This is a genomic window from Chryseobacterium sp. MEBOG07 (genome assembly GCF_021869745.1).
Taxonomy (GTDB): Bacteria; Bacteroidota; Bacteroidia; order Flavobacteriales; family Weeksellaceae; genus Chryseobacterium; species Chryseobacterium viscerum.
This window is the reverse complement of sequence record NZ_CP084579.1, coordinates 1,624,569-1,645,046: the sequence shown is the minus strand read 5'-3', so window position 1 is coordinate 1,645,046 and position 20,478 is coordinate 1,624,569. Positions and strand designations below refer to the sequence as shown.

General features: G+C 36.3%; 15 protein-coding genes and 1 pseudogene. 3 read left to right on the top strand and 13 right to left on the bottom strand.

Going from position 1 to position 20,478, the window contains the following annotated elements:
- Positions 1–398: 398 nt before the first annotated feature.
- From LF886_RS07570 to LF886_RS07525, 10 genes and pseudogenes are all read right to left on the bottom strand, one after another.
- The gene (locus LF886_RS07570; RefSeq protein ID WP_236853576.1) at positions 399–1,727 is read right to left on the bottom strand and encodes a hydroxymethylglutaryl-CoA synthase family protein; all 1,329 of its coding nucleotides are present in this window, start codon (positions 1,725–1,727) and stop codon (positions 399–401) included.
- 167 nt (positions 1,728–1,894) lie between these two features.
- On the bottom strand, positions 1,895–4,405 hold the full coding sequence (locus LF886_RS07565; RefSeq protein WP_236853575.1) for a M1 family metallopeptidase: 2,511 nt from the start codon (positions 4,403–4,405) through the stop codon (positions 1,895–1,897).
- Positions 4,406–4,430: 25 nt separating this feature from the next.
- Entirely contained in the window at positions 4,431–4,649 is a 219-nt protein-coding gene (locus LF886_RS07560; protein WP_236853574.1) for a hypothetical protein, read from the bottom strand.
- A 163-nt stretch (positions 4,650–4,812) separates the two neighbouring features.
- A complete protein-coding gene (locus LF886_RS07555; protein WP_236853573.1) occupies positions 4,813–6,249 on the bottom strand; it encodes a hypothetical protein in 1,437 nt (478 codons plus the stop codon).
- A 68-nt stretch (positions 6,250–6,317) separates the two neighbouring features.
- Positions 6,318–7,111, bottom strand: a pseudogene (locus LF886_RS07550) (thymidylate synthase).
- 136 nt (positions 7,112–7,247) lie between these two features.
- A complete protein-coding gene (locus LF886_RS07545; RefSeq protein ID WP_236853572.1) occupies positions 7,248–7,688 on the bottom strand; it encodes a hypothetical protein in 441 nt (146 codons plus the stop codon).
- Between the two features lie 144 nt (positions 7,689–7,832).
- Complete coding sequence (locus tag LF886_RS07540) at positions 7,833–9,182, bottom strand: alpha-amylase family glycosyl hydrolase (protein WP_236853571.1); 1,350 nt, start codon at positions 9,180–9,182, stop codon at positions 7,833–7,835.
- Between the two features lie 195 nt (positions 9,183–9,377).
- Complete coding sequence (locus LF886_RS07535) at positions 9,378–9,977, bottom strand: plasmid pRiA4b ORF-3 family protein (protein ID WP_236853570.1); 600 nt, start codon at positions 9,975–9,977, stop codon at positions 9,378–9,380.
- 133 nt (positions 9,978–10,110) lie between these two features.
- On the bottom strand, positions 10,111–11,142 hold the full coding sequence (locus LF886_RS07530; RefSeq protein WP_236853569.1) for a sensor histidine kinase: 1,032 nt from the start codon (positions 11,140–11,142) through the stop codon (positions 10,111–10,113).
- Between the two features lie 48 nt (positions 11,143–11,190).
- Positions 11,191–11,865 (bottom strand): response regulator, encoded by a 675-nt coding sequence (locus LF886_RS07525; protein ID WP_109737926.1) that lies wholly within the window; start codon positions 11,863–11,865, stop codon positions 11,191–11,193.
- A gap of 323 nt (positions 11,866–12,188) precedes the next feature.
- Here LF886_RS07525 and LF886_RS07520 point away from each other — a divergent pair, with 323 nt between their 5' ends.
- The 3 genes from LF886_RS07520 to LF886_RS07510 all read left to right on the top strand — a co-directional run bounded on the left by LF886_RS07520 (position 12,189) and on the right by LF886_RS07510 (position 16,430).
- Positions 12,189–14,594 (top strand): carboxypeptidase regulatory-like domain-containing protein, encoded by a 2,406-nt coding sequence (locus tag LF886_RS07520; protein ID WP_236853568.1) that lies wholly within the window; start codon positions 12,189–12,191, stop codon positions 14,592–14,594.
- A 29-nt stretch (positions 14,595–14,623) separates the two neighbouring features.
- Positions 14,624–14,854: a hypothetical protein gene (locus LF886_RS07515; protein ID WP_236853567.1), complete on the top strand. Its 231-nt coding sequence runs from the start codon at positions 14,624–14,626 to the stop codon at positions 14,852–14,854.
- Between the two features lie 166 nt (positions 14,855–15,020).
- Positions 15,021–16,430 carry a hypothetical protein gene (locus tag LF886_RS07510; RefSeq protein ID WP_236853566.1) on the top strand — a complete coding sequence of 470 codons (1,410 nt, stop codon included), beginning with the start codon at positions 15,021–15,023 and terminating at the stop codon, positions 16,428–16,430.
- 395 nt (positions 16,431–16,825) lie between these two features.
- Here LF886_RS07510 and LF886_RS07505 read toward each other — a convergent pair whose 3' ends face one another.
- The 3 genes from LF886_RS07505 to LF886_RS07495 form a co-directional block, all read right to left on the bottom strand.
- Positions 16,826–18,064 carry an amidohydrolase gene (locus LF886_RS07505; RefSeq protein ID WP_236853565.1) on the bottom strand — a complete coding sequence of 413 codons (1,239 nt, stop codon included), beginning with the start codon at positions 18,062–18,064 and terminating at the stop codon, positions 16,826–16,828.
- 80 nt (positions 18,065–18,144) lie between these two features.
- Positions 18,145–18,792 (bottom strand): helix-turn-helix domain-containing protein, encoded by a 648-nt coding sequence (locus tag LF886_RS07500; protein ID WP_236853564.1) that lies wholly within the window; start codon positions 18,790–18,792, stop codon positions 18,145–18,147.
- A gap of 345 nt (positions 18,793–19,137) precedes the next feature.
- Positions 19,138–20,472, bottom strand: coding sequence for an amidohydrolase (locus tag LF886_RS07495; RefSeq protein ID WP_236853563.1), 1,335 nt, complete (start codon positions 20,470–20,472; stop codon positions 19,138–19,140).
- Between the last annotated feature and the right edge of the window lie 6 nt (positions 20,473–20,478).

Here is a 20,478-nt window from a genome sequence, read left to right as displayed (position 1 = left end):
TACTCACCCACAAATATGTTAATAAAAATCAACAGACTCAACTCTCAAAACACTGATAAACAAGCGTTTAAACTGCAGTAATTTCGTTAAAAATGAATAATTATCGAGAACTAATTAGTGATATGTTGAAAAAAAGTAAAAAAAAACCGCACACTTCAACATTAACAGGATTTTAACAATTGTCAAAAATTTTACTACCTTACATATATTTTTAAAAATGAATTAAAAAATGAATCAAAAAAGTTGTTTTTAACAAACAATATTCAAAAATAAGTATTATATATTTTCAATAAAAGAAAAGAAATAGCATAAAATAAACAAATTAAAACACCTAAAAGCAGCAAAAAAATAAAGCATTCCAAAATTTGGAATGCTTTATTTTTTATTTTGAAAATATATTAATTCTGATAACTATAATACCTAGCTCCATTTAATACCGGATTTTCTGATTCTATAGAAACCAGACCAAATCCTTTGTATTGTGGATTTGCAGATTCTTTCAGTTGTTTTCTGTGAAGCTTTTCATAAGTTTCAAAATCAACAGCTGTTCTTTGGTTTAGATTTTCGAATAAGTCCCATTTTTCTGCTACTTTTCTCCAGTTGTCAGAAACTTTACCCGCAAAAACTTTTGATTTTGAACCGCTTCCATAGCCTACAAAGCCAATTTCCTTTCCTGAAAGTTCTTCATTTTCATTAAAAGCTGTTTGCAGTGCGGAAAGAAACGCCATGAAGATTGAAGCTGTATACATATTCCCTATTTCAGAAGAGGCTCTGTGTGTCTTTTCTATTTTATCATTAATTAATTTTAGATAATTTTCAGATTTTGCAACTGCTTTCTGCTCATCCGCAGTTTCATAAGAAAGACCATTCTCAAGGCTGTAGATCTCAGTAAAAACTCTTTTCCCGTGGAAGGCATAAGGAAGATGGAAAATAATATATTCCCAGTTTTCATAAGGTTTTTCCTGTCCTGTAATTTCTTTATAATGACTGTAGGCTTCTTTTATTCTATCCTGATAACACTGATTAGAATATTGTCCATCAAAAACAGGTTCATCCGTAAAAATTTCAATTTTTTCAGGGTATGTTTCCGGTGCTCCATTCAAATCCTCTTTATTATATAATCTTCTTGGTTTGAAAAAATCAAAGACGCTTTCCGAGGCCACTCCCCAGTTATTTTCAATTTCAAGAAGGTCTGGCTTTGATGAAACCAGCAGAGCTACGGCTCCTCCTCCTTGTGTATATTCTCCTGAAGAGGCCAATTCATATTTGGCATAATCACTGGCAATCACTACTGCTTTTTTATCAGGGTTCACTCTTACAAAATCCAGCGCATTATGCAATGCATCTACCCCTCCTACACAAGCAAAGGTCATATCCAGAACGTCACAGTTTTTGAAACATCTTGCTCCAAATTCTTCTTCCAACACCTTTTCCACCATCTGTACCGCATAAGAAGCTGTAGGTTTTGCTGCATCCACAGCACTTTCTGTTCCCAGATACACTCTTGCTATTTCCTTAGGATTGATATCGTAATCTTTTATAAGCTTCAGTAATGCTTCTGCTGCAAAAGTTGCCGCGTCTTCATGAACATCAGAAAGTCCCATTTTATGAAGACCTAACCCTTTTTCCAATTTCGCTGGTTCTATTCCCCTCTTTTCTGCTAAATCCTTAATCTCCAAATATAAACCAGGCACATAATAGCCCGCTGCTTCAATTCCAAAACTCATAATTGTCTAAATTTTAAACGAATTTATGAAAGATAACGCAAAAAACAGTGTTGAAAAATGCTGATTTTTGTAATATTATTAAAATCAGCATACCTTAAATTATATTTAAACAAATTGGTATTGCCCCCGAAAAAAAGAAAGCCAGCAAAATCAGCTGGCTTCTCTACTTATTTATAATTTTCAATTGCTTTATTGATGACATCAATCTGCTTGTTGATGCTTGCTGCATTTTGTGGATTTTGCTTCAGCAACTCCATCTTTTTGCTTAAGCCATCTTTCAGGATCTGAACCATCATCATTTTTGCCTGTGGGTTATCTGCCATCTGGTTTTTGGCATATCCCGCAATTTTTGTGACGCTTTCAGTTGCTTTCAGGTTATCTGAAGTCATAATCCAATTGAATCCTTCTTCTGCTGCTTTTCCTAATTCCGGATTCTGGAATTTAATAAATGGATAAAATGTTGCAAGCGGTGTAATATTTTCCATTTGAGAAGTAATTTTATTCTTCACAATAATCGGAAGCAATTGTGCCTGCAGCTCATCCGAAGCTCCTTTCATATCAATTTTATCAGCCAGATTATTAGCTCTTGACGGATCTATTGAAAGAATGGCACTCATAGAACTTCCTTTCACAGCATTTGAAACAGCATTGACTCCTTTTTCAAATAAGGGAATATATTTCTTATCTTTTGTCTTTCCTAAAGCGGCAATAGCGGCAGCCTGAGTTAAGGTTTTAGGATCATTTGAAGCCAGTTTTTCAACATCAGCGCCTAATGCTTTCATCTGCTCAGGATTGGTAAGATCTATTAATCCCAATGCTTTTATTCTTATTCTAAAGAATGGATCTTTCAATGCTGCAGCGAGTAATTTTACGGCAGCAGGGCTTTTTCCAACCTGATCTTTTATTCCTGTTAAAGCATTATACCTATTTTTGAATTCCTTAGAGTTGGTAAACTGCATCAGGTTCTGCTCTGGGGTTTTGGTATCGGTAATATCTGCCAATAAAATTCCGTCAGCATTAATGTTTACCAGATCCGGAGTCTTAGAAACATCAAAACTGAATGTATTCTTTGCCTCTGCATTTACCCAAACATTGTATCTTTTTGGCTTTCCGTTGTCATATACATCTATTGCCAGAGGGAACTCAAATGGTTTTTCCTGAGTTTGATTAATAGTTACTGACACTTGCTTTTTCACAGGTTCAAATGTAGATGAGTAATTGATTTTTGGGTTTCCGCTTCCGAAATACCATTGATTAAAGAACCAGTTTAAATCTTTACCCGAAACTTTTTCAAAAGAAAGTCTCAGCTGATGTGCTTCTGCGTTCTGATATTCATTGGTTTTCAGATAGTCATTCATTCCGGCAAAGAAGGCTTCATCTCCAAGATAGTTTCTCAGCATATTGAGAATTCCTCCTCCTTTCTGATAGGTTACCAGGTCAAAAACATCTTCACGGGAATCGTAATTGAACCTCACCAGATTCTTATTGAAGTCTGATGGATTGTGGATATACTGATTCACGTCTGACATCAGGTGATAATCTGCCTGGTCTTTTCCGTACTTATATTCGTTCCAAAGGTATTCGGAATAGTTGGCAAAAGATTCATTGACGGTAAGATTACTCCAGCTTTCTGCAGTAACCAGGTCTCCAAACCAATGATGGAACAATTCGTGGGCAATGGTATCTTCCCACTTATTTTCATCAATAAGCTGTCCCGGCTTCTGAAGGATATCACTTCCGTGAAGGGTTGCCGTGGTATTTTCCATCGCTCCACTCACATAATCCCTGCCGGAAATCTGGGCATATTTCGCCCATGGGTAGTCGTAGTTCAGTTTTTTGGAGAAAAAGTCGATCATTTCCGGAGTATTACCGTAGATCTGCTTGGCATAAGGTTCGTATTCTTTTTCGATGTAATAATCAACCGGAATATTTTTCCATTTGTCTTTTACAATGGCATATTCCCCTACTCCCATAAAGAAAAGATAGGTAGAATGTCTTTTATCCATCACCCAGTGATCAGTTCGCAGGTTATTGGACTCCTTTTTAGAATCTTTCAGAATACCGTTGGAAAGGGTAACATATTTATCAGGAACGGTCATGTAGATTTCCTGTGTTGTCTTTTGATTCGGTTTATCGATAGTCGGAAACCATGCAGAAGAAGATTCTGTTTCTCCCTGAGTCCAGATCTGTGTCGGCATATCCGGATTTGTCCCCTGAGCATTGATGAAGTAAAGACCTTTCGCATCATTGATGGCCATACTTCCTTCCTGTTTTACTTCGTTCGGGCGGGATGTATATTTGATATAAACTGTATAATCCTGATTTCTCTGGTATGTTTTATCTAGAGTAATTTTCAGGACATCGCCTTTGTATTCGTACTTTAAAGGGGATTTTTTGCCGTTATTATCAAGAGCTACTTCATGAATCAGCATTCCTTTTGCATCAAGTGTCAGTTCATTTGCAGCATAAAAATAGGGTGAGGCAGTAAGCCATTCTTCCCCATTCATCTGTTCTTTCTGATAATCGAAATCTACTTTCAGCTTAGTGTGTTTAAGTTCTGTTACTTTGGTATGGGTAGCTCTGTACACTTTTTCCCTTCCTGAAGTCTCAGTTTGTGCTGATACGTTTGCGGAAAATAAAATCCCAAGTATAGCAATTGATAAAATGGCCTTTCTCATCGGTCTACTTTATTATTTTTTAGATTTATTTTTTTATGATGATATCGAAAATATCATTGACTAAGGTTTCATAGTCTCCTTTTTTAAGTTGTTCCTTCGTTTTTGCAAAAGCTTTTTTCAGTTCACTTTCAGGATTTTCGTCATCAACTATTTCTATCGAAGCGACTCCTTTTAGTTGAAGTACTGCATTTTTCAGTGCTTCAATGTCTGCATTTTCTTCAATATCGATTTTTAAATACTTCATGATTTATTTTTAAGCATTTGAAATTTATGATCTACTACCAGCCCATTTATCTTCTTTCACAAAGATTCAATAAGCAAGCTGGAGTTGTTCTTTCAAATGTAAGAAACAATTATTAAAGGAAAGCCTGATTATGCTTTTATATCGAGATAATTTGAAGCATCAGCTACTTCGTGCGGGTCATTTTCCCATCTTTATAAGAAAACTTTATAGTACAGTTTGATTCTCTTTCTGTGCCGTAAATATGAATCTTTTGAGGATCAATTCCGTTCATTTCACATAGCAAAGGTGCTTCCCAGTCATTATAGAAAAGAGGTTCTCTTAAAGTAAGATTGGGATTGGATTTAAGTTCATGAAAAACATCATATTCCAGGCAAATGTTTCCAGTCTCAATATTATTTTCTTTGAGAGCAGTGTTCAATTTGACAAATAACTCATTATTAAACTTAGCGGCATAAATCCATGAATCTTTTATGCTAATATTGGTAATAATAAATAAAAATGCTATTGCTGATAGAAAAATACTGATTGTTTTCTGCTGCAACTTCAGTTGTACAGACAACCAAATCACGCCTGAAATAATAAACAGGGTATAAAAAAGCCTTATAGCTCCCAGATTTCGGTTTTCAAATCCGAAAAGTGTAGGAATATAGGAAGAGAGGAGAAAAATACTCAGCCCCAGCAGTATGAAAATCAAAGAAAAGATCCACAGCTTTTTGAGATTCTCAGATTTATTTTTAAAGTCGAAATTATAGAATACTTTATAGACTACAAAAGGCATGATTATCGAAATGATTAATTCTAAAACATTCATTTTTTTCACATGCAACAGTCCCTTATAAATGCCAACGAAGAAGTCGTAGAAAAACATTTTCAAGGAAAGAACAATTACAAATATCACTCTTTTAACCTCAAATACTTTATTGACATCATCTCTTTGATAAGAGTGTATAAATATATTCGGCTGGATTACTTTCCTAAAAATCACTATTGCTCCCAGGGTAAGTCCTGCAAATAGAATTTTTTTTCTATTTTCTTTAATCATGAAAAGATTGATCAGTATTAAAGGAAGAAAAATTTCATAGCTCAATACTGATGCAATGAAAAACAAAGCGCTGGGAACAATTCTTTGTCTGACATGTGTATAATAGATACTCAAAGCAAAGAAGATTGTTGCCAAATTCGAGTTGAGCATAAGAGGAGAAAACTGAATACTTGTACCTATTATAGAGATTGAGTATAACAAAATAATCAGGCTGGCCAGTTCTTTGGAGAATATATTTTTAGCGACCCAATATAGCACCGCTAATGAAAGTGGAAAAAAGAGAAGTCCTAAAAAATATAAAGATTCATTATTCCTTACCAGATAGAACAGAGTTCCCGTCACCAGCCCTGAAACAGGCCTTGCCGCCATGGTTACAGAATCCAGAAAGGAATAAATATAAAGAAAATATGACTCTGAAACAGTTCTTAATTCATATACCCTTGCCAGATCATCTGTGAGTAATACTTTTTCTTTAAAAACAGACAGGCAGATATAAAGGCTGTGAACAATAATCAAGATACTCAATAATATCTGATAATTATTTCTTTTTTCTTTCATAAGTGTTCCAATTACATTGGGTTTTTAACAATTCCAAAAGTAATAGAAATATCAGAATAAAAAAAATATTAGATTGCTACAGGAGCTTTAATCCCTGGGTGTGGATCATAGTTTTCTAATGTGAAGTCTTCAAAATCAAAATCAAAAATGTCTTTAACCTCTGGATTCAGCTTCATTGTCGGAAGTGATCTAGTCTCTCTTGCAAGCTGTCTGTTGACCTGCTCAAAGTGATTGTTATAGATATGAACGTCTCCGAAGCTGTGAACATAATCTCCTACTTCCAGATCACAAACCTGCGCTACCATCATCAATAGCAGGGCATAGCTTGCAATATTAAACGGTACTCCAAGGAATACGTCTGCACTTCTCTGATAAAGCTGCAAAGAAAGTTTACCATCTGCTACATAAAACTGGAACAATGCATGACAAGGAGCCAAAGCCATGTTCGGAATTTCTGCCACATTCCATGCTGATACAATCAGTCTTCTGGAATCAGGGTTCTTTTTGATCTGATCTATTACTTCTGTGATTTGGTCCACAATTTTGCCGTCTGCTCCATTCCAGCTTCTCCACTGTGCTCCGTACACGGGTCCCAAATCTCCATTTTCATCCGCCCATTCGTCCCAGATTCTTACTCCGTTATCTTTAAGGTATTTGATATTGGTATCTCCTTTCAAAAACCAAAGTAATTCATAAATAATAGACTTCAAATGCACTTTTTAGTCGTCACCAATGGAAATCCTTTTGACAGATCGTATCTCAACTGATATCCGAAGACACTTCTTGTTCCAGTGCCCGTTCTGTCGGTTTTATCAGTTCCGTTATCTAAAATATGCTGTAAAAGATCCAGGTAGTTTTGCATTTTGAATGGGATTTTAAGTTTTCAAATTTAGTGAAAACCATCAAAAAAAGCACTCCTTTTTATGAATGCTTTTTATAGAGACTATCTCTATTTTCTATTAAACAGCTGTTTATCTGCAATCTAACATCTTATATTTTTACCATATATTTTCAATCGTCTGGCTAATGGTATTTACCGTGAATGATTCTCCTGTTTTTTTACCATACATCACTTTTACCAAAGGAGATTCAGCCGAAACAGTCATGACTTTCTGATTCTCAACAGCAATTTCGCCCATTGAAACAGAGATATAAAACAACCCTTTATTGGTTTTAACCAAAGCTCCGTTCTGAACTTTCTCTGAAGGATCGGACGTTATTTTCTGCAAAACAGCCTGCTGATTCAAAACTTCATTAAGCTGTCTCTGAAGATTATTAATTTCCTGCTGAAGCATTTCTCTGCCGGTTTCATATTTATCACCCATTGAGCTTTTCGTATCATTATTGGAAGCTCGTGTTTCTGCGATAAGGTTTTCAAAAGACTGGATTTTGTCCGTCGCTTTTGCTTTAATTATATTTATTATTTCTTGTTTGTTCATGGTAACACTGGGATTTTTTATTGTGAGTGGTAAACCACCCCGTCAAAATCATAGATTTCGACACCCCTCCAGCGGAGGGGAATTGAGCACCGTTTAAAGACTATTCATTAAGATTTTACAATTTCAGCCAGAATTTTATGGCTTTCATTTTTGAAATACAGCGTATTCTGAAACCTGAAAGCTGAAATCTTTTCCAGCATTGAAATCTCTTTTTGTTTTATCGAAAACATTTCCGAATGTTCCCGATACATGTTCGTCTTCAATTGAAAAGTTAACAGGTTCTTTCGACATATTCAGAACTACCAGTACTTCGTCTTTTCCGTTTTTTCTTACATACGCCAGAATCTTGTCATTGGCTGTAGTATTCAAAAGATAGGTCGTCACATTGGAATCTCCTCCTCTTAGAGCCGGATTGGAAGCTTTTAAATCCAATAATGTTTTATAGAAATCCGCTGCCTGGTACGTATTGGTCCATTTGATAACATCTTTTTCGAAAAACTCCAGTCTTTTCATGTTGGGAAGCTCCTGACCTGAATATAATAACGGAACTCCATTCCATGTCGCTGAGAATACAGCCATAGGTTTTGTGATGACTCCGTATTTTTCATATTCGGTCCCGTTCCATGAGTTTTCATCGTGATTTGTTGTAAACCATGCTCTCATTGAAGTATCCCCAATATTAGAGTATTGTTTCAAAAGGTCTTTAAGCTCCTGAAGAGGTTCATTCTTTTTATAATAGTCGGCAGATTTGTGCATCCACTTCCAGGAATAGCTGGCATCAAAAACTTTTCCATATTCGGGACTTTCCAACTCATCAAATTCTCCCAGCCAAAAAAGAGGTTTTATTTTTTCTACTTCAGGACGTGCCTGTTCCCAGAAATCTACTTCTACCCATGAAGCCAAATCACATCTGAAACCGTCAATACGGGTTTCCTGCACCCAAAATTTCATAGCATCTATCATTGCCTGGCGCATTTCCTGGTTTTTATAGTCCAACTCAATGATATCATCCATTCCTGAGGCGATGTGGAATTTACCATCGGGGTCTTTCAAATAAAATTCGGGATGTGTTTTGGTCCACACATGATCCCATCCGGTATGGTTGGCAACCCAGTCTATGATCACTTTGAATCCTAATCTGTGCGCTTCATTTACCATATCTTTAAAATCCTGCAGGGTACCGAATTCAGGATTAATGGAGGTATAATCTGCTGCTGCATATGGGCTTCCCATACTTCCTTTTTTATTCTGCTGGGCAATGGGGGTAATGGGCATAAACCAGAGTGTTTTTACTCCCATAGATTTCAGGCGGGGCATTTCTTTTGCAAACGCTTTGAAAGTTCCTTCCTGAGTATATTGTCTTATGTTGACTTCGTAAATATTCGTGTTATGTTTCCAATCTTTTGGCAGTTCTGTCATCTTCCGGGTATTTTTTTGAGTGGTACAGGAAACAATTCCCAGACCAATTACAGCTAACAAAATTAATTTTTTCATTAAACTATTTTTAACAAAAGTAAGGATTGTTTTTTGAGAAAAAGGGAAAGTGAAAGTGAAATCATTAAAAGGTTAATGGGTGAATTTGCGAATCGGCTTACTGGCAGTAAGCAGGTGAAGAACTGTTTTTGAGAATTTATTTTTTGCCATAAAAAAGCCCCGGATCAAAACCCAGGGCTCATTATATTTTGTTGACTATCTTTCTTCGTCATTGTCATCCTCATCATCAAAGACATCATCGTTGTAGTCATCTTCTTCCTCATCATCGAAGCTATCATCATCTTCATCTGAAAAATTTCCTCCTGCTCCAAAATCATCATCAAAACCGAACTCATCATCTGCCAGAGGCATTGCTGATTTCCTTTTGGATCCTCCAGCACTTCCATTTTTACTAGGTGCTTTCAATGGAACATTTCCAAATCTGTATACAGTGATCGGATAGTTCACGCCTTTTGTTTCTTCAATAACTTCTACAAGCTCACAGAAGAATTCCCAAAGGTCTAGCAGCCCATACTGAAACTGTGCTTTGTCACCTGCATTTGCAAAGGCCTCATCAATGTAAACATCTGACATAATTTCGCCATCACCATCATCACTCATATCTTCCAATGGGACACTTTTTACGATCGTTCCGTCATCTTCTAACAGATTAAAAGTAGAAAGCTCATCTCCCTGCAGACTGAATGCACTTTTAATTCCTAAATGTAAGTTCCATAACGTTTGTTTTCCCTTAACTTCGATATCTCGGAAAATATCTTCTTTCGCATCTAATATTACGCGGATTTTGTAAACCATATCAGTTTCTTAAATTACTTTTTTGCCTTTATAATTATGATAAATCTCTGGTGCAAATATATAATAAATGACATGTGACAAAAAAATATTTCAGGATTTTTTAAAATATTTTTTTTCTTACATTTTGCAGGAATTATTTACTTTTTTCGAGCATAAAACTGAATTTCGTGCCTTCAAGGTAAACGCTTTCTACGGTAATATTTTCGTTATGAGCTTCAAGGATGTGTTTTACAATCGCCAATCCTAGTCCGGAACCGCCTTCTCTCCTGCTTCTGCTGGTTTCTACACGGTAAAATCTTTCGAAGATCCTTGGAAGAAGTTCAGATTTTATTCCCATTCCGTTGTCTATTACCTCTATCAGTACCTTATTTTTAAGGACACTGGTTTTTACAATGACTTTTGCTTCCTGCCTGTTGGCATAATGAATGGCATTGGAAATAAGGTTAATGAAAACCTGAGAAATTTTCTGTTTATCCGCTTCCACAAAAATCTGTGGATGAAGGGTTTGTATTTGTAAGGTTGTATTTCGTTTTTCAGCTTCAAGATCAAGCAGATCAAAGATTTCCTTGATCAGAAGATTGACATCAAATTTTGAAACGGTAAGGTTGATTTCGCCTGCTTCCAGCCTATTGATCATATCCAGGTCTGTAACAATAGCAATAAGTCTTTCTACGGATTTGTCTATTCTTTCCAGATATTTATCCCGGATGGTGAGATTGTCTACCCCACCGTCTCTTAAGGTTTCCACATATCCCTGGATAGAAAATAAAGGTGTTTTCAATTCGTGGGAAACATTTCCGATGTATTCTTTACGGTAGCTTTCCATCTCTTTCATCATATCAATTTCTGATACCTGCTGCTGATTGAGATCTGAAAACCTTTCCCCTAATTCTTTGATCGTGATATTTTCATCGTGATTCTGAACTATTTCCTGGGGAAGAAATCCGGAAAGACCTTTTACCTGTTTTCTGCTGTAGTAATTGAAAAGAAGTTCCAGCACTACGCAGTTAATCAGAAAGATCAGGATAATACAGATTAAAAGACCCGTTTTGAACAAAGGGGTCTCATAATAGATATCTTTCAGTGAATCGAATACGACTACTAAAAGGAACATTACCAGTGTCAGCAGACAAGAGGCAACGAGGGTAAGTCTGTAAAATTTCAATTTTACAACATTTTAATGATTGAACGTAAAGGTAAGATTTCTAAATAATTAAACGATCAGTTTATACCCGATTCCTTTTAATGTCTGAATCGTATTGATTCCTAGTTTTTCTCTTAGCCTTCTGATATGAACATCGATTGTTCTTTCTCCTACAATTACATCATTACCCCAAACTTTTTCCAGAATCTCTTCTCTTTTGAAAACTTTTTCAGTGTTGGAAGCCAAAAGGTAAAGCAAATCAAATTCTTTTTTAGGAAGAAGAAATTGCTGTCCGGCTTTGGAAACTCTGAAGTTATCTTTGTCGATAACAAGGTCTCCGATTTCGATTAGTTTTGCATTATCAGAAACCTGAGAGGTCAACTGTAATAATGCGTTCACTTTAGAAATAAGGATTTTCGGTTTGATCAGTTTTACGATGTAATCATTGGCACCCGCCTGAAAACCTGCTAATTGAGAAAATTCTTCGCTTCTTGCAGAAAGGAACACGATAAGTGTTTTTTGAAGTTCTTTCACTTTACGAAGTTCCTGACAGGTTTCTATACCATCTTTCTCAGGCATCATGACATCTAGTAAGATAAGGTCCGGAACAATTTCCTTTGCTTTTTCTATACCTTCATTACCATTGGTCGCTGTATAGATATCATACCCTTCCTTTTCCAAATTGTAAGACAGAATCTCTAAAATGTCCAGTTCATCGTCTATTAAAAGAATTTTTTTGCTCATCTTCTAGTTTAAGAATTCCCACAAAATTAATTATTTCAATTGATTTTATCTATCCGTCAAATGTTAACTAATTATTAAAAAACAACATTCTAACTTAAAATTACAAAATCAATAAAAAATTAAACATTAAATACACATAAATCAAATATACGAAACAATATTGAAAATTAAAACAAAAAATATAATTAAAAAAATTAAACATCAATAACCACGTGTACCGCTCATTCGTTCATACAAACTTCACAATTAATTAAGATTATCCTAAAGTTTTCTTAAAAACTTAGCCCTTATTTTGCCCTTGAAAAAGAAGTAAAAGAAGTAAAATGAAAAAACAACTCCACAAGAGCATTATGCTACTTGCCTTGTTTTCTGCTGGCTATGCCTTTGCACAGAGTCAGATTCTGGAAGGTAGGGTATTGGATGAGAAAGACAACACTCCTATAGAAGGAGTAAAGGTAAAAGTAAATGGCCAGGAAGTAACTACTGACATTTCCGGATACTACTCTATCAACCTATCCCCTGGTGCCAATTATATTGTAACGGTAAGTTCCAATGGGTATAACAGAAAAGAGATCAGCGAAGTTCTTATAAAGAATGAAGGTAATACTCATCTTGATATCGTTCTGGATAAGCCATCTACTAAGGAAAAAGAAATTGAGGGAGTTGTCATAAAATCAAACGCCAGAAAAGAAACCATAGCCTCTACAATCGGTTTACAGAAAAACGCCGGTGTAGTTTCTCAGGTTATCGGGGTTGAAGCTATTAAAAGAAGTCCGGACAGAAACACGGGTGAAGTTCTGAAAAGAGTTTCAGGGGTGAGTTTATCTGAAGGGAAATATATCGTAGTAAGAGGTTTGTCAGACCGTTACAACCAGGCGATGTTAAATGGTATTCAGCTATCCAGTACGGAACCAGACAGAAAGACCTTTTCTTTTGACCTTTTCCCTGCAAACGTTATCGAAACTCTTGTTATCAACAAAACTTTCATTCCTGAATATACCGGAGAATGGGGAGGTGCTTTGATTCAGGTAAATACTAAAGATATTCCCAATAAAAATTTCTTCAATGTTCAGGTAGGTGTAGGAGGAAACACAGCTACTATGGGACAGGAATTCCATATGCAGAAAGGTGGAAAATGGGACTTTTTAGGAATTGATGACGGCTACAGAAAGCTTCCTACCAATATGCCTGCAAAAAATGCGTTCAGCATTCTAACTGAAGGTCAGAAAACAGATATTGGTAAAGGATATACAAAGAACTTAGGATACAACAGTATTGGATATCCTGAAAATTTAAGTTTACAGCTTGACGGAGGTTTCAATACAAAGCTTTTCGGAAAAGATTTAGGGGTAATTGCAGTATTAAACTACAGTAACAATAAAAGAAGAACCGAATCTACCAACCGTTTCTTTACCATCAACGACCAGCTTGCTGACACCAACTTCGATTATTTCACAGAAAAATACACCAATGATATTATTTTAGGAGGGATGTTGAATCTTTCTTTAAAATTAAACAACAACAATAAAATTTCCTTAAAGAACATCATCACCAACAATACGGTGAACCATATGTCTTTCAGAACAGGAAAAGATTTTGAATTTGATCCGATCAACGGAACAAATATTATGGCAAGGGAAATTGGATTTAAAGAAACCACTTTCTATAACTCAACCCTTACCGGTACTCATAAAATTGATGCTCTTGGCGGATTTACCGTAAACTGGTACGGAAGCTTCGGGATTCTGGACCAATATATTCCTTTGCTACAGCGTTTGCAGTACAACCAATACACAACCATGGAAGGAAGCCCTTATTTGGCATTGATTTCTAATGGTCTTTCTCAAAAATCAGGAAGTGTATTTTATTCTACTCTAAGCGATTATCTTTATAATGCAGGAGGTGATATCTCCAAGTCATTTACTCTATTTGGGCAAAAACAAACCATCAAAGGAGGTTATTTGTTCCAGGTAAAAGACAGAATATATAACTCAAGGCCTTTCTCTGTAAAACTTGAAAACTTCAACCAGGGATTACTTTCCCAACCTTTCGAAACGATCTTTAATCCAGGGAATTTCGGAGGTAACGGAGGATTTACATTTGATGAAATTGCAGGAAATCAGTACAGATATATTGCCAATACCATCCTTAACGCAGGGTATTTACAGTTTGACAACAACTTCACACCATGGTTGAGAGCGGTATGGGGATTAAGAGTTGAGAACTTTGACCAGTTGGTAGGAAGCACAAAAAAAAGTGATGACCGTTTTGTAAACACTCGTGTTACTGACTTTTTACCAGCCGTTAACTTGACATTCAAGGTAAACCCTAAAATGAATATCCGTCTTGCAGGTTCACAAACTGTTGTAAGACCGGAATTTAGAGAGGTTTCTCCTTTAGCATATTACGACTTTGATTTGGGAGCTACCGTAATCGGTAACAAGTCTATTGAAAGAACAAAAATAACGAGTGCTGACGTTCGTTGGGAATATTACCCAAGAAACGGAGAAATTATATCCGTAGCAGGTTTCTATAAAAACTTCAAAAAACCCATCGAATTATACTTCAACCAATCAGGGGTAGGAACCAGTAACACTTTCAACTACCTTAACGTAGATAAAGCTGATGCTTATGGTGTGGAAGTAGAAGTAAGAAAGAAACTTGATTTTGTAAGTGCTCTTAAAAACTTTACGCTAGGTGGAAACGTAGCCTTAATCAAAACAAAGTAACAGACGAGGCTACTAAGATAGACAGACCAATGCAGGGACAATCTCCATACACTGTCAATGTAAGTCTTCAGTATGATACTGAAAAATCAGGATGGTCTTCTACTGTACTATTCAACATGATCGGAAGAAGAATTCTTTATGTAGGAAACGATCAGGTACCACCAATCTGGGAAGCACCAAGACCTCTTTTAGATTTCCAGCTTGCTAAAAAATATGGAGCAACAAAGGAGAGATCAAGCTTAATGTTTCAGATATCCTGAACCGTCGTGCTAAATTCTACCATGACCTGAACGATAACGGTAAGTATGACAGCAAGGATGCTCTTGCTATTGAAAGACTTACAGGAACCAATATCAGTTTAACACTGGGATACAATTTTTAATTCATTCAACAAATAATCTAATAAATAATTTAATTCTTTATAACATGAAAAAGTTCGTTTTATATTCTTTAATGCTTGGCGCTCTAGTATCTACTACCGCATGTAGAAATATAGAAGAAGATGGACCTACCATTATTCAAAATGGAGGTAACGGAAACGGAGAAACTGAAAATCTTATTCTTTCAGGAAAAATCACGTCCAATCTTACTCTTAAAGCTAATAAAATCTATAAGCTAAGAGGACTAGTATACGTAACAAACGGAGCTACTTTAACTATCGAGCCAGGTACAAAGATTGTAGGTGAAGCTGATAAAAACGGAGCTTTGATCATTACAAGAGGAAGTAAAATCATGGCAGAAGGTACTGCTGCTAATCCTATTATCTTCACTTCAGAAAAGCCAAGTCCTAAGAGAGGAGACTGGGCAGGGGTTGTCATTTTGGGTGCTGCACCTACCAATGCATCTTTCGGTGGAGCAAACGGAGTTGGAGAGATTGAAGGAGGTATTAATAACTCTGATGGTCTTGGACTTTACGGTGGAACTAATGCTGCTGATAACAGTGGTGTATTAAAATATGTAAGAATAGAATATGCAGGATATGCATTCTTACCAGATAAAGAGATCAACGGACTTACATTCGGAGGTGTTGGTAACGGAACTAAAGTAGATTACGTAGAAGTTGCTTATGCTAATGATGACAGTTTTGAATGGTTCGGAGGAACGGTAAACTGTTCTCACCTTATTTCTTACAAAGGTCTTGATGATGATTTCGATACAGATAACGGTTTCGCAGGAAATATCCAGTTTGGTATCGCAGTAAGAGATTCTCAGGTAGCTGACGTTTCCGGTTCTAACGCATTTGAGTCTGATAATGATGCTAACGGTTCTACTTTGACACCTCAGACATCCGCTACATTCTCTAACATGACGATCATCGGGCCAATCAACTCTGCGGCTCCAGGAACGATCAACGCATTATTCCAGAATGCATTACAGATCAGAAGAAACTCTTCGATCTCTGTATTCAATTCTGTATTTACAGGATTCCCAGTTGGTTTATTCATTGATGCTACCAAAGGTGCTCCAACAGATAATAATATTGTAGGGAACAAATTATTCTTTGAAAACAACGTTTTAGCAGGAAATACAACTCCTTTAAAATTCGGACCATCTACATCTACTCCGACAACTTATACATTAAACGATCTTACGACTTGGTTTAATGCAAAAGGAAATACAATCCTTGCTTCTACAGCTGATGTAAAACTTGCTGGTGCATGGGCTCCTGCAGGAACTACACCAAACTTCACTCCTAGTGCTGGTTCTCCATTATTAACAGGTGGAGCATTTACTAACCCTAAATTAGCTGCTTGGTTTACACAGGTAACTTACAGAGGGGCAGTAAAAGATGCCAACGATACTTGGTATGCAGGATGGACAAACTTCAACCTATAAAACAATATAGCAGTTAGATTCAATTTTTAAAAGCCTTCGGAAGTATTTTCCGAAGGCTTTTTTTTATCATTATTATCTGATTTCACTGAAGTCTCCCGATTTCAACATTAAGGGGTGTTCATATTGTAAAAAGGAAAATTGCAATTTGAACAGCTGTTTTTTTTATCTAATCTCAGATTATCACAGATTCCCATATAGGTTTATTGAGAAGTTTTGGCTAAAGCCAGGGGAATTTATTTTTTTTAAGTTTAAACGGGCTAAAGCCCGTTTCTATTGAATGGAAAAACAAATTTTGATATTTAGTCAAAATATAATCTATAATTAAAAAATGCCATCAGGAAAAAATCCCGACGGCATTCACAAAAAAACAAGTGTATAAAAAATATATACTTCAATTAATTTCTCCAAAATAAATTCCCATCATTCATCAGGGCTTTTATTTCAGACATTCTGGAAACGGCTTCTGCAGAACATGAAGCATCTGTCAGAACAATCGCTGCTTCATCCCCTGTCTTAGGCCATTGCTGCTTCCCTTTTTCATCCAGAGGAAGAATACTTTGAGTGGCAAACTGCAGGGCTCTTGATAAGGCATATTCTGTCGCATAACCATACAATTCAGCAATCAGATTGGCTTTCTGCAGCATATTTCCGGACCCAAACGTACTCCAATAGTCTTGCACATTATCATTTCCGATGAGTACATTTACTCCATATTTCTTCAGGGTTGGGATAGGCATTACCGTTCCTTTAAAAGGTACAGAAGAAGCAATTCCCACTTTTCCTGCAGCCAGTCTTTCTGCAATCTGTTCTGTTTCTTTCGGTGAAAGATGAGCCAAAGCAAATGCATGACTTACAAATGTTTTCCCTTGAAGTTCCGGATTTTCGATCGCTTTATCAATCAGATAATTGATCGTTTTCATCCCGGACTCTCCTACTTCGTGCAGGTGAATATCAATTCCTTTATGATGATCTAAAGCTAACTGAACCGTAAAATCCATTACTTTTTCAATACTTCCGTCAATGCTTAAAGGATCCAATCCACCAATGAAGCTTACACTTTTCAGCTGCGCGGCTTCTTTCATTAAAGGAGCAGATTCTGTATAATAAACCCCATGTTGTGGGAAGGCTACCAGTTCAGCTTTAAAAGAATCTTTCTTATTTTCAAGAGCCTGTTCAAGATGTTCAAGGGACTTCAATCCTGATGTAGGATCAATGTTGAAATGTGTTCTTGCAAAGTGAGTTCCGTAATGTTGCTGCAGACTGATCAGCTGTTCTGCTCTGCTTACGGAAGTTTTCAATAGCTCAGGAATGATTTCCTGCTCATAAGTAATCATGTCTTTCACCGTTCTTCTTTTCGGAGAAAGGGCCTGCCACGGAAGTCCGTATAATGTTTTATCCAAATGAATGTGCATATCTCTGAAAGCAGGAAGCATCAGATATCCTTTTGCATCTATTGCTGAAGATGTAGGATCGTTTGCTTTTATCGATTTGATCTTTCCCTCTTCAATTTCAATACTGAAAAGATCAGTTTTTGTTCCGGTTACCTCTTCATTTTCGTATTCAAAACCTGTTTCCAGGCGGACATTTTTCAGGGAATAGTTTCCTTTTGCAGTTAATTTATAGGGAAATTGCATGATTTAAAATTTTAACAATACAAAATTAGCCCGGCTTCAGGATAAAACCGGTGTATCAATTATGTCATGTTTTGTACAGATTATTCTTTGAATTGGGATGGCGTCATTCCCGTCTGTGCTTTAAAGAATTTGGAAAAACTGGCATGATCGTAGAAACCAAGATCATACACAATATCTTTCACCGACATTTCGGAAACTTTCAATAGTCTTTTTGCTTCCAGTAAAATACGATCCTGGATAAGAGATGAAGCGGGAGTATTGAGATTTTTCTTGCAGACGATATTCAGATAATTGGCAGAAATATTCAGTTTATCGGCATAAAAAGAAACAGACCTTTCTGTTTTGAAGTGTTCATCAATAAGATTCAGAAACTTTGAAATAATAGGATTTGAATTATAGACTTCAAAATCTTTAAAAGCCCCTTCCACAGAAGTACTCACCAGCAGACCGATCAGCTCACTTCTTTTTTGAATGAGTTCCCAAAATATTTTTTCTCCGTTCAGTTCTTTCTGAATGGCTTGAAATTCATACCGGAAAGTCGCAAAGACTTCTTTGGAAAGATTGATAACCGGATGATTCTGATAATAAGATGCCGAAAATCGTAAGGAAGGCAGAAAGCTTTCATACCAATCCCTACTGATCATCAACTGATATCCTATGGTTTCTTTTTCAATTACCCATTGATGTACCTGCTCTGGAAAAACCAAATGAATCTGAAGGTCTTTCACCTGATATTCTGTAAAATCTATCGTATGTGAGCCAAGTCCGTGCTCAAAAAGATTGATGATAAAAAATCATGCTTATGGGGATCGTCAATAGAGCGTGCTCCGTTGAGTTCATTAAACAGCAGGTGACAACCAGACATCTGATTTTCACTAAATTCCTTAATTCCTAAAATAGGAAAATGATCTGTATGGTAACCCATTTTGCCTGATTTTCTCTTAAAATTAATAAAAATAATGAGAGAAAAAATTAAAATAGCCACAAAAAGAAAACCTATTCTTTTTGCGGCTCAAAAACACACTGACTAAATATATATTGATCTAAGATTATTACCTGTTTTTCATTTTGAACTAAAAAACAATATTTCCCTCATGTACTAGTGATTCTACCTCTGAAATTCTTGATACAGCTTCTGCTGAACAGCTTGCATTGATCAATACAAAGTCTGCTTTATCTCCTGCTTTTGGCCATTGCTGATTGCCTTTATCATCTAACGGCAGTATATTTCCTGTTGCGAGTTTTAAACTTCTCGACAGTAAAAACTCTGTTGAATATCCATATAATTGAGCCATTAAGTTGGCTTTTTGCAGTACACTTCCTGTTCCGAAAGTATTCCAGTGATCTACGATACTGTCATTTCCTGTCAGAACGGTTACATTATGCTTATAAAGGGTTGGTATTGGCATGATCATTCTACCAAAAGGGATTGTAGATACAATTCCAATTTGAGCTTCTGCTAATTTCTCAGCGATCTCTTCCTGTTTTGCGGCTTCTAATTTAGCCAAGATAAAACAGTGGCTTAAGTAGGTTTTTCCTTTCAAAGAAGGGTTTTCATTTACTTTTTTAATAAGATATTCTACTGTCTTCAATCCGGAATCCCCGGTTTCATGCAGGTGAATATCTATTCCTTTTTTATGGTCTACCGCAAGCTGAACAGTGAAATCCACCACCTTCTCAATGTTTCCGTCTATGTTGAAAGGGTCTACTCCACCGATAAAATCAATATCCATCTTCGCCGCTTCTTTCAGATAAGGCGCAGAATCAGTATAAAACACTCCGTGCTGTGGAAATGCTACCAGCTCAGCTCCAAAACCATTCTTTTTATTTTCTAAAGCTTTCTGTAGATTTTTTAATGATTCAAGTTTTGAAGTCGGTTCAATATTTACATGGCTTCTTGCATAGGAAGTTCCTTTTGACTGTAACAGTTCAATCAATTTTTCTGCTTTGAAGGTCGAATTTTTCAGCATTTCCGGAAGCATTTTCTGTTCCAGCTCTATCATTCCTTTGATCCCTCCGGTTCTTTTTCTAACGGCCTGCCACTGATCTCCATAAAAAGTCTTATCCAGATGAATATGCATGTCTTTAAAGGCGGGAAGCATCAATAATCCTTTTGCGTCTACCGCTTTAGCATTAGGTTGATTCGCGGTAATCTTTGTGATTTTTCCGTTTTCAACTTCTACATAAAATAGATCTGTTTTAGTAGACGCTACTTCTCCTTCCTGATATTCAAACCCAGTTTCCAGACGAACATTTTTAAGGCCTATTTTTCCTTTTGCCAAAATATTGTTTTCATCAAAGAAAGGCGATGCAGTCATGATATGAGGTATTAAAGTGAATCCCGCAACAGCCAGTGCTGAATTTCGGATAAAATCTTTGCGGGAGATGGTATTGTCAGAAGTCTTCATTTCCAA